This is a genomic window from Streptomyces sp. NPDC028331, assembly GCF_055565775.1.
The window spans coordinates 181,272-190,875 of record NZ_JBVHTR010000011.1; the positions used below are offsets into that span (position 1 = coordinate 181,272).

Sequence of the window (9,604 nt, forward strand, 5' to 3'; positions counted from 1 at the left end):
AGTGCAATCCTAGACGTTCTGATCCGGCCGAGGGATGCCGAGCCGCACCGGACGCGACGGGCGGCCGGCGGGGACCGGGGGGCGCGGACCACCCGATCGGGGCGCACGAAAAGGGGCGGCGACGGTGCCGCCGCCGGCCGTATGGTGCTGCGATGGGCCTGTATCCGGAGATCGAACCGTACGACCACGGCATGCTCGACGTCGGTGACGGCAACCGCGTCTACTGGGAGGTCTGCGGCAATCCGCACGGCAAGCCCGCGGTCGTGCTGCACGGCGGTCCCGGCTCCGGGTGCGGGGCGGGATACCGGCGCCACTTCGATCCGGCGGCGTACCGCATCGTCCTGCTCGACCAGCGTGGCTGCGGCCGTTCCACCCCGCACGCGAGCGCGTACGACACCGACATGAGCGTCAACACGACGGCCCACCTGATCGCCGACCTGGAGCGGCTGCGGCGGCACCTGGGGATCGAGCGATGGCTGGTGTGGGGCGTGTCGTGGGGCTCGGTGCTCGGGCTCCGCTACGCGCAGACGCACCCGCAGGCGGTGTCGGAACTGGTCCTGACGGCGGTCGCCACGGGCTCGAACCGGGAAGTGGCCCTGCTCACCAGAGGCCTCGGACAGTTCTTCCCGGACGCCTTCCGGCGCTTCCTGGAAGCGCTGCCCGAGGAGGACCGCGAGGGCGACCTCGCGGCGGCCTTCAACCGGCTGATCGAGTCACCGGACCCGCGGGTGCGGGCCCGCGCAGCGCGGGCCTGGACCGACTGGGAGACGGCGACGATCCCGGCGCCACCGCGATCGGTCGAACGCTTCGAGGACCCGGAGTTCCGGATGGGCTTCGCCCGGACGGTGACCCACTACTGGGGCAACGACCACTTCCTCGGCGACGGCAACGACGAGGGCGTCATCCTCCGCGACGCGCCCCTCCTCAAGGGCATCCCCGGCACGCTGGTCCAGGGCAGCCTGGACTTCGGCAACCTGCTCGGCACCGCATGGCGGCTCCACCACGCCTGGCCGGACAGCGAGCTGATCGTCGTGGACGACGTGGGACACACGACGGGCGGACAGCGCATGGCGGACGCGCTGGTGGCGGCGACGGACGCCTACGCACACCGCTGAGCGCGCCCCGGACCGCCCCCGTCCGCCGTGCCCCAGCCGCACGGGGACGGGCGGCCGACCAGCCGTGCCGCGGACCTCCCCGGCTCAGGGGGAGCGCTCAGCGCACGGGGAAGCCGAAGGAGTACCCCTGCTGCCTCAGCCACGGCAGGACCTCACGCAGGGCGGCCACGGTCTGGGAACGGTCCCCGCCCGCGTCGTGGAACAGGAGGGTCGGCCCGTTGTGGATCTCGCTCTTGACCGTGGCCACGATGGCGGCCGTTCCCGGACGCTCGAAGTCCTTGGAGTCGACGTTCCAGCCCAGCGGGCGCATGCCGTGGGACGCGGCGAGGTGGCGGCTGTAGGGCGTGAAGGCGCCGCCCGGGGCCCGGTAGTACTGCGGGTGTACGCCCCCCGACGCCTTGGTGATCATGCGTTCGGCGTCCACAATCTGCTGCGACTGGTAGGCCTCGGACTTCTTGTCCATGGCGGTGTCGTGGGAGACCGTGTGGTCGCACAGCCGATGCCCGGCCGCCACGACCTCCCTGACCAGTTCGGGGTGCGCCTGGGCCTGCGTGCCCACCATGCAGAACGTGGCCTTCACACCGTTGTCCCGCAGCACCTTGAGCACCTGCGGGGTCCAGACGGGGTCCGGCCCGTCGTCGATGGTGATGTTGACCGCGTGGGTGCCCCGGTCCGAGGCGTGGGCTATCTCCGCGGACAGCGGCGCCCCCGCCGGGCCCTGGGCCCGGGCGTTCGGCGCGGAGGGGCTTGCCAGGACGTCCACTCGTGCGCCGGGTCCCTCGGCGGGGCCGGCCTGCGCGGTCCATACGGAGGTGACGGCGGCCACCGCCGTCACCCCGACCGCCGCCGCGAGCACCCGCCCGTGCCATCCCCGTCCGCCATGCCGCACCATGTCCGCCCCGTTCCTCGTCCTCTGCTGGTCACGTGCACCCATCAGGACGGGAGAAGGCCGCTACGGGATCCGTCTGTTACCGATCACGGACAATTCCGCGGGGATTCCACGACATCGCGCGGCGGTCACCCGGGGACGGCGCGGCGGCAGCGCCGGGATCCTGGCCGGCCCCGGCATCGGCGACACCCTGCGCACGGCGGAGCAGCGGGCGTTCGACGGCACCCCGAAGGAGATGCGGTACGTCCCGGAGGCCGGCCGGTACGAGGTGGACTGGCCAGGAGACGGACTGAACCGCTCTGCCCACGGGGCGGGAAGAGGCGACGCTCAGACCCTGCGCCAGCGCGCCAGTGCGAACGAGAAGAGGCCGAACAGCACGACCCCGGCGGCGACGAGCACCAGCAGCCACGGCCCGATCGGGGTCTCGGCGAACGAGCGCAGCGTGTCGTCGAGCCCCTTGGCCCGGTCGGGCCGGTAATCGACCGCGGCGCGAACCGCGAAGGCACCCGCCGCGGCGAACACCAGGCCGCGCGCCGCACCTCCGCCCACGCCGGCGATGTCCACCGATCGCCTCTGGGCCGGCGACATCTCGCCGAGCCTGAGATCGTCGTGGTACGTGCGCCGGACGGCCCGGACCGCGATCCAGACCCCCGCCACGGCGATACCGACCGCGACGGCGCCCACGATCCACTGACCGCCGGGCATGCCCAGAGCCCTGGCCGTGACGTCCCTGGACTGCTTGTCGCTCGAGGCGCCGCCCGTACCCGAACCGGTCGCGAAGGACAGCACGGAGTAGGCGACGAACGCGTAGAACACGCACCGGACCAGCGAGGACAGCCGCTTCGTCATTTTGCGGCCGTCCGGCCCGACGGAGCCGAACACCGCCTGGGACAACCGCCACACGGCCATGCCGGCGAGCCCGATGCCCAGCGCCCACAGCAGTACGGCGCCGAACGGCTCGTCCGCGATCTCGGCGAGCGCACCGCTGCGGTCGGCCTGCTGCCCGCCGTCGCCGAACGCGATCCGCAGCGCGAGCACGCCGACCAGTACGTAGATCACTCCGCGCGCGGTCAGCCCCGCCCGGGCAGCGGCCTGTGTGAGCGAGCCGACCTCGCGCCCGGCCCGCATCCGGCCGGTCCGGACCATCGCACTCGTGTTCATCTCAACCTCCCCGAATCCTTGTGCCCCCGGGCCGGGAGGACACACCGACCGGGCGACGGCCCCGGTCGGTGCACCAGAGGCGCCGACCTGATGGCCTATCAGGGAGTCATGTACTCGAGCCGTCCTCCACGACCGAGCCGGCTGGGCCTAGGGGGTGCGCAGGGCCTCGCGCATCGTCTGCGCGGTGGTGGCGGGGTCGTAAGCACCGGTGACGCCGTCGACCAGGATGATGTCGCCCTCGATGTGCCGTGAGCGCAGCTGTGCGATGTCCTGGTACGCGGGCGAGTCCCACCAGGCCCGCGCCTCGGCCAGGGTGGGGAAGCCGATGACGACCACGTGACCGGGCCAGCTGCCCTCCTTCACCTCGTGCTGTGTGGCGTGCACGAGGAAGCGGCCGCCGTAGGGGGCGAAGGTGGCGGTGATGCGCTCGATGTACTCGGCGATCTCCGGGTGCGGAGCGGCTTCCTGCAGGTGGGCTATGGCGTAGGCGGTCATGGCGTCCTTCCGGTCGGCCGGGCTCCGTACGCCGCGATCGTGGCATGCGCCCCGTTCGGGGGTCGATGACCTCCGAGGTAAGCGGCCCCTGGGCGGCGTGCGCCTGCCGCCCAGGGGCCGCCGGCCACCGGGTCCCGGTCCGCCGACGGAGCCGGGCGCGGAGCCGGGGCGTACGCCCGGTGGTCGGCGACGGCCGGCCTACGCGCTCTTGGGCCCCGCCTGCTGGACGACGTCGAAGGACCACAGCGTGGACCCGCTCGCCGCCGGCCTGGGGCGTTCGCCGCCTGCCGCGTCACCGCCCTGGTGGGCTGCCTTCATGGGGCCTTCCATCCAGGCCTGGAAGGACTCCTCGTCCCGCCACCGGGTGTAGACCAGGTAGTTGTCGGTGCCGTCGACCGGCCGGAGGAGTTCGAACCACTCGAAGCCGTCGGAACTCTCCACGGCGTGGGCACGGGAGGCGAAGCGCTTCTCCAGGGTCTCCCGCTGCTCGGCGGGGACCGTCAGTACGTTGATCTTGACTACGCTCATGGTCCCATCCTGCCGCAGCGCCCTCGGCTGACGCCGAACGGCTCGTCCGCTCGCGTGGAGGACGGGGGCGCGGCCGAACGCGTGCGCGCCCTATGGCGCGCAGGTCCGCTCCGGGCCTCCCCGCGGTGTGGCGGGGTGCCCCTTCGGTCTCGTCGCCATGAGGTCACACTGGGGTGGTGAACGAAGAGTTCGGGGCCCTGCACGAGCGGCTCGCCCGGTTGGAGGAACTGCTCACGGCGGCCCGTCAGGAGCCGGCCTGGCGCCGGCCCACCCACGATGAGTCGCGCTGGGCCGTCAGCGCGGCGGTGCTCGCCGCGGTCGCGCTGCAACTCCTGTTGCCCGAGCGGCTGGCCTTTCGTCCGGAATGGCTTCTGCCCACGCTGGAAGTGCTGTTGCTGGTCGTGCTGCTGTGCGCCTTCCGGATCCGTACGAGACGGGCGGCCTCGGTGCTGCGCGCGGGCGGGCTGACGCTGGCCGCTCTGGTCAGCGTCGCCAACGGCTGGTCCGCGGCGCTGCTGATCAGGGGACTGGTGCGCGGTGCCGAGGGGAGCGACGCCGGAACGCTGCTGATGACGGGGGCGAGCATCTGGCTGACCAACGTCATCGTCTTCGCCCTGTGGTACTGGGAGTGGGACAGGGGCGGGCCCGCGGCCCGTGCCGCAGGGCACCACGACTACCCGGACTTCCTCTTCCCCCAGATGCAGAGCCGGGAACTGGCGCCGGCGGACTGGGAACCGGCGTTCGCGGACTACCTCTACGTGTCGTTCACCAACGCGACGGCCTTCAGCCCCACCGACACGATGCCCCTGTCCCGTTGGGCGAAGTTGCTCATGGCTGCGCAGGCATCGGTGTCGCTGCTCACCGTGGCGCTGGTGGTGGCACGGGCGGTGAACATTCTCAGGTGAGGGGTGTCCAGGGGGCGGGGACCCCGCTGACGCCGACGGGGACCGCCCGCGGGCGGCGCGGCTGCAAGAGGCTGCCTGCGACCGCGGCGGCGCCACCGCCCAGGCCGAGGGCAGCCTCGGCCCGGCCGCCGGCCCGCCGGGGGAACCCCTATCCGGCGAGTGTCTGCGTGCCCAGCACGGTGAGCAGTGCGAGGCGCTCGGCGTCCTCGGTTCCCGGCTCGGCCGTGTAGACCATGATGCGCAGATCGCTGCCCGTCACGGTGAGCACGTCGCAGTCCAGCGTCAGAGCACCGACGCGCGGATGGTCGATGATCTTCCGAGCGGCCTCGTGGCGGCCGACCGTTCCGGAGTTCCACAGCTCGGCGAACCGGTCGCTGCTCCTGCGCAGATCCCCGATCAGCCGGCGCAGCCGCTGGTCGGCCGGATAGCGGCCGGCGGCCGCCCGCAGATCGGCCACCAGTGCCGCCTCGAACGCACGCAGCGACTCCGGGCTGTGCCGGGTGCGGCTGCCCGGGCCGACGAAGTGCCGCCACACGCTGTTGCGCTCGTTGCCCCGCCAGCCGGACGGGTCGCCCATCAGGGCCGCGTACGGCGGATTGGCCATGAGCAGCGTCCAGGTCGCGTCATAGACGGCGACGGGCGTCCCGGTGAACCGGTCCACCATCCGCTGGACGCTCGGGGTGATGTACGTGGGGACCGTGTCCGGGCCCGGCGTCGCCAGCCCCGCCAGCCGGAACAGGTGGGCCCGCTCGTCGCCCGACAGCCGCAGGGCCCGGGCGAGGGCGTCGACGACCTGCGTCGACGGGTTGGAGGCGCGGCCCTGTTCCAGGCGGGTGACGTAGTCGACGGAGATGCCGGCCAGCATGGCCAGTTCCTCACGGCGCAGCCCGGCCGCGCGCCGCTGTCCGCCCGCGGGCAGCCCCGCAGCCTCGGGCGGGACCCGGTCCCGCCACCGGCGCACCGCCCTGCCGAATTCCGCCGTCGCCATGCAGACCAGTGTGCCCCCGCGCCGCGCGGTGTGCCTGGTACCAGGAGTCCCAGGAACACGGGACGCCTGGCTGGCCGCGCCGCCCGACCGGAACCTGGGGGCATGACGACAACACTGATCACCGGGGCCAACAAGGGCCTCGGATACGAGACCGCCCGTCGGCTGCTCGCCGTCGGCCACACCGTCTACATCGGCAGCCGGGACGCCGAACGCGGACGCCGCGCCGCCGAGCGGCTGGGCGCGCGGATGCTCCTCATCGACGTCACCGACGACGCGTCCGTCGCGGCCGCCGCCAAGGCCGTCGAGGCCGACGGCGGACTGGATGTGCTGGTCAACAACGCCGGCATCGAGGCGCGCGGCGAAGGCAACACGGTCGTCGACGCCGCCGGAGCCACCGCCGACCTGGTGCGGTCCGTGTTCGAGACCAACGTCTTCGGCCTCGTGCGCGTCACCCACGCGTTCCTGCCACTGCTGGCGCGGTCCTCCGCGCCGGCCGTGGTGAACGTCAGCAGCGGCCTGGGCTCGCTCACCCGCGTCGCCACCCCGGGCACGCCGGCGTACGCCTACCCCGGTGTCGCCTACCCGGCGTCGAAGGCCGCGGTCAACATGATCACGGTGCAGTACGCCAAGGCGTTCCCGAACATGCGGATCAACGCGGTCGAGCCCGGCTACACCGCGACCGACCTCAACGGCAACACCGGCACGCAGACCGTCGAGGAGGGCGCCGAGATCATCGTCCGGATGGCACAGGTGGGCCCCGACGGCCCCACCGGAGCCTACGTCGACGCCGCGGGACCTCTGCCCTGGTGAGTGCCCGTCACCACGCCGGTGTCCTGGAGTCCGGCCGACTCCAGGACACCGGTGCGCGAGCTCACGGCCGACGTCACGGCACGCCGGGCCCCGGCGCTCCACGCGCAGCGGCGGCGCCGTTCGTGCAGCGGACCCCCTTTTTGTGCAATCGTGGCCGGTGTTTTGCTGCCGCACCGTTGTCCCGCTCAGCCGCCCGTGCCTAGCCTCACGTGCGGATCACGCGGAAGGGTCGCCATGCTGAAGACCGTCAGAGATCAGGCAGCGGGACTCACCAAGGACCAGCGCCACGCCTTCGTCGCCGCCTATCTGGGCTGGGCGATGGACGCCTTCGACTACTTCCTGGTCGTTCTCGTGTACAGCGAGATCGCCAAGGACTTCGACGTCTCCCTCACCGACATGGCCTTCCTGACCACCGTCACCCTGGTGATGCGCCCGGTGGGAGCCCTGCTGTTCGGTATGTGGGCCGACCGCCGCGGTCGCCGCGTCCCGCTGATGACCGACGTCGTCTTCTACTCCGTCGTCGGATTCGCCTGCGCCTTCGCGCCGAACTACACGGTGCTGCTGGTGCTGCGCCTGCTGTACGGCATCGGGATGGGCGGCGAGTGGGGGCTGGGCGCGGCGCTCGCCATGGAGAAGATCCCGGCGGCCAGGCGCGGATTCTGGTCCGGCCTGCTGCAGAGCGGATACTCCCTGGGCTATCTGCTCGCCGCCGTGGCGTTCTTCGTCATCGAGCCCGCCTTCGGCTGGCGGGGACTGTTCGCCTTCAGCCTGGTGCCCGCCCTGGTGGCGCTGTGGGTGCGGAGCCGCGTCGAGGAGAGCGAGGTGTGGGAGAAGAGCGTCCGCCTCAACCGCACCCCCGCCTACCGGGTGTTCAAGGACCCGGCGGTCCTGCGGCGCTTCCTGTACCTGGTGGCGCTGATGACCGCCTTCAACTGGATGTCGCACGGTACCCAGGACATCTACCCGACCTTCGTGAAGAAGGGCCTGGGCCTGTCCGCGAACACCTCGATCGCCATCGCCGTGGTCTACAACATCGGCGCCATTCTCGGCGGTGTGGTGCTCGGCGCCTACTCCGAGCGACTGGGCCGCCGCCGCACGATCATGATCGCGGCGGCCGGGGGCCTGCTCGTCGTGCCGCTCTTCGTGCTGTCCACGAGCGTCGGCTGGCTGATGCTGTCCTCGTTCCTGATGCAGGTGTGCGTGCAGGGGGCATGGGGCGTCATCCCGGCGCACCTGACCGAGCTGAGCCCGGACTCCATCCGAGGCTTCTACCCGGGCGTCACCTATCAGCTCGGCAACCTGATCGCCGCCCTCAACCTGCCCCTCCAGGAGGCCCTCGCCGGGCGCCACGGCTATCCGGCGGCCATGGCGTGGACCATCCTGCCGACCTTGGCCGTGGTCATCCTGCTGAGCGCGGTGGGCAAGGAAGCCAAGGGCATCCGGTTCGGCGGCACCGGCACGCAGGCGCCGGCCGGCGCGGTGGCGGACACCGCGCAGCCCTGACGCTCACCGGCCGCGCACACCGGGGGCGCAGCCGTCTCCCGGGGCGCGCCGCGGAGTCCCGGCAGGCGTCCGCACACGGCCTTCCGACACACACCCGATGGCCTTGACTTCGAGAACACTCGAAGCTCTAGTGTCGCCAGGGTCGGGGGCGTTGCGGGTGACGGTGAACGGAGACGGACATGCACGTGGGCGTGCACATCAACCGGTTCGACCACCCTGAGGGCGTCGGCGCGCTGCGCGACGAGCTGGCCGCCGCGGGCGCCGCGGCGGAGGCAGCGGGCGTGAGCTGGCTGTCGGTCATGGACCACTACTTCCAGATGGAGTTCAACGGCGGAGCCGAGGCGCCCATGCTCGAGGCGTACACCACCCTCGGCTACCTGGCCGGCCAGACCTCCACGGTGCAGCTCGGCGTGCTGGTCACCGGTGTGACGTACCGTCACCCCGGGCTGCTCGCCAAGATCGCCACGACCCTCGATGTGCTGTCCGGCGGCCGGGCCACGCTGGGGATCGGGGCGGCCTGGTACGACCGCGAGCACCACGGCCTGGGCGTGCCGTACCCGCCGCTGGCGGAGCGCTTCGAGCGGCTGGAGGAGACGCTGCGGATCTGTCTGCAGATGTGGGATCCGCAGAACAACGGGCCGTTCTCGGGCCGGTACTACCAGCTCGCCGAGACACTGTGCGTGCCCCCGCCGGTGAGCTCACCGCGCCCCGAGATCCTGGTCGGCGGTGGGGGCGAGAAGAAGACGCTGCGGCTCGTCGCCCGCTACGCGGACGCCTGCAACCTGTTCGCCACGACCCCGGAGGAGGTCGCGCACAAGCTGGACGTGCTGCGCGGCCACTGCGACGACGCGGGCCGCGACTACGACAGCATCCGCAAGACGATGACCTACTCGGGAGACCCGGCCACCGAGGGCGACGTGGACGCCTTCACCGGCGACATCTCCGGCTACGGCAAGCTCGGCATCGACACGGTCATCCTCGCGCCCCGCACGGGCGCCACCTCCCCGTGGATGGAGTCCTTCGTGGCTCCCGCCGTGCGGCGGCTGGCCGAGCTGGACTGAGCCCGGCACCGGCGGACTGCGAGGCGGAGGGGGGGGGGGGGGGGGGGGGGCCCCCCCCAACCACCCCCCCCCCCCCCCCCCCCTGGGGGCCCACCCCCCCCCCCTTGGTTTTGTGCCCCACATGGGGGGGGGGGGGAGGCGTCGGGGGC

General features: G+C 72.3%; 10 protein-coding genes. 5 read left to right on the forward strand and 5 right to left on the reverse strand.

The window, feature by feature from the left end:
- Positions 1-152: 152 nt before the first annotated feature.
- Entirely contained in the window at positions 153-1,115 is a 963-nt protein-coding gene (gene pip, locus ACZ4SW_RS18570) for a prolyl aminopeptidase (protein ID WP_468244193.1), read from the forward strand.
- Positions 1,116-1,212: 97 nt separating this feature from the next.
- Here pip and ACZ4SW_RS18575 read toward each other — a convergent pair whose 3' ends face one another.
- The 4 genes from ACZ4SW_RS18575 to ACZ4SW_RS18590 form a co-directional block, all read right to left on the reverse strand.
- Positions 1,213-2,007 (reverse strand): polysaccharide deacetylase family protein, encoded by a 795-nt coding sequence (locus ACZ4SW_RS18575; RefSeq protein ID WP_468244195.1) that lies wholly within the window; start codon positions 2,005-2,007, stop codon positions 1,213-1,215.
- A gap of 324 nt (positions 2,008-2,331) precedes the next feature.
- Entirely contained in the window at positions 2,332-3,165 is an 834-nt protein-coding gene (locus ACZ4SW_RS18580) for a DUF1206 domain-containing protein (RefSeq protein ID WP_468244198.1), read from the reverse strand.
- Between the two features lie 147 nt (positions 3,166-3,312).
- Positions 3,313-3,660, reverse strand: a complete 348-nt coding sequence (locus ACZ4SW_RS18585; protein WP_468244201.1) for a DUF1330 domain-containing protein — start codon at positions 3,658-3,660, stop codon at positions 3,313-3,315.
- 198 nt (positions 3,661-3,858) lie between these two features.
- A complete protein-coding gene (locus ACZ4SW_RS18590) occupies positions 3,859-4,188 on the reverse strand; it encodes an antibiotic biosynthesis monooxygenase family protein (protein ID WP_468244204.1) in 330 nt (109 codons plus the stop codon).
- 176 nt (positions 4,189-4,364) lie between these two features.
- Between ACZ4SW_RS18590 and ACZ4SW_RS18595 the strand changes: the two genes are divergently transcribed.
- Entirely contained in the window at positions 4,365-5,093 is a 729-nt protein-coding gene (locus ACZ4SW_RS18595) for a hypothetical protein (protein ID WP_468244207.1), read from the forward strand.
- 148 nt (positions 5,094-5,241) lie between these two features.
- On the opposite strand, the gene ACZ4SW_RS18600 is transcribed toward ACZ4SW_RS18595, so the two are convergent.
- Positions 5,242-6,081 carry a helix-turn-helix transcriptional regulator gene (locus tag ACZ4SW_RS18600; RefSeq protein ID WP_468244210.1) on the reverse strand — a complete coding sequence of 280 codons (840 nt, stop codon included), beginning with the start codon at positions 6,079-6,081 and terminating at the stop codon, positions 5,242-5,244.
- A 102-nt stretch (positions 6,082-6,183) separates the two neighbouring features.
- Between ACZ4SW_RS18600 and ACZ4SW_RS18605 the strand changes: the two genes are divergently transcribed.
- From ACZ4SW_RS18605 to ACZ4SW_RS18615, 3 genes are all read left to right on the forward strand, one after another.
- Positions 6,184-6,891 (forward strand): SDR family NAD(P)-dependent oxidoreductase, encoded by a 708-nt coding sequence (locus ACZ4SW_RS18605; protein ID WP_468244213.1) that lies wholly within the window; start codon positions 6,184-6,186, stop codon positions 6,889-6,891.
- A gap of 234 nt (positions 6,892-7,125) precedes the next feature.
- The gene (locus tag ACZ4SW_RS18610; protein ID WP_468244216.1) at positions 7,126-8,394 is read left to right on the forward strand and encodes an MFS transporter; all 1,269 of its coding nucleotides are present in this window, start codon (positions 7,126-7,128) and stop codon (positions 8,392-8,394) included.
- 179 nt (positions 8,395-8,573) lie between these two features.
- Positions 8,574-9,455, forward strand: coding sequence for an LLM class F420-dependent oxidoreductase (locus ACZ4SW_RS18615; protein ID WP_468244219.1), 882 nt, complete (start codon positions 8,574-8,576; stop codon positions 9,453-9,455).
- The last annotated feature ends 149 nt before the right edge of the window (positions 9,456-9,604 follow it).